The 943-nt window shown below is 37.2% G+C and carries 2 protein-coding genes; both read right to left on the bottom strand.

All coding sequences use genetic code 11. The features are described from left to right. Positions 1–574 (bottom strand): bifunctional hydroxymethylpyrimidine kinase/phosphomethylpyrimidine kinase (thiD, locus tag BAZSYMA_RS00865; protein WP_090714601.1); only part of this gene is annotated, 574 nt, incomplete at its 3' end. Beyond that, positions 567–943 (bottom strand): DsbA family protein (locus tag BAZSYMA_RS00860; RefSeq protein ID WP_195910032.1); only part of this gene is annotated, 377 nt, incomplete at its 5' end. The genes thiD and BAZSYMA_RS00860, both read right to left, overlap by 8 nt.

Raw genomic sequence — 943 nt, 5'->3', positions numbered from 1 at the left:
ATAATTTATCGTAAGTATAGCTTTTCACTAACTTAGCTTGTTGATACAAGCGATGCTCAATACTAGCATCCGACACATCAGTGGTGGTGAGCAGCACCCACTCACACGCTAGTTTTTCTATGGCTTTTTGCTCGTCTTTTTCGCCAGATAAGGCGTGTAATTCTGCCATATTTGGGATGATGATTTTTACCCAAGGCAATAAGTCTTGTCTTAGTGTGTCTATTGCCTGCGTTTGCAATAAAGTTTCTTCACTGCTCGCTTTGATAATCGGGTCAAGCACAATGATTTTATCTCGTACTAAATCGGCAATTACCCTAATTTGTTCGCTAGAGCAAAGCAACCCAATCTTAACAACCTTAAAATCAATATCTGCTTGCAGATGATGGAATTGTTTGGTAATTAACCCAATATCCACTACTTGAACTTCAGCAATTGATTGGGTGTTTTGCACTGTCATCGTCGTTACAATCGGCAATGGCGTTAGTCCAAGTTGGTTAATGGTTTCAATATCAGCACTGATACCAGCGCCACCACAAGGGTCAAGCCCAGATAAAACTAAAACTGACTCATTCAACCTTGCTTTCTTTTTTGATTAAGAAATCTACTACTTTTAACATTTCATGATGTGAGCCAGCACGAGTAGCATCTGTCCAATATTTACCATTTACTACAATAACAGGCACACCTTTCATTTTATATTTAAACGTATTTAACTTGGATTTATTAACTTTAATCTTGACACCAAATGAATTAAACGCTTTAGCAACCTTATCTTTGTCAATGCCAAAATTCGCAACCCAATTGACAAATTCATCTTCGGAATTAAAATTTCTATTTTTATTGTGAATGGCATTAAACAGTGGCCCGTGAAGCTTATCCAATAAATCAAGACTCTCTAATACATAATAGAAAATCGCACCTTCTACCCATCTATCTGGAAGCA

The sequence above is a fragment of the Bathymodiolus azoricus thioautotrophic gill symbiont genome (assembly GCF_001298715.1).
In the GTDB taxonomy this organism is placed as follows: domain Bacteria; phylum Pseudomonadota; class Gammaproteobacteria; order PS1; family Pseudothioglobaceae; genus Thiodubiliella.
This window is presented reverse-complemented; position numbering and strand designations above follow the sequence as displayed.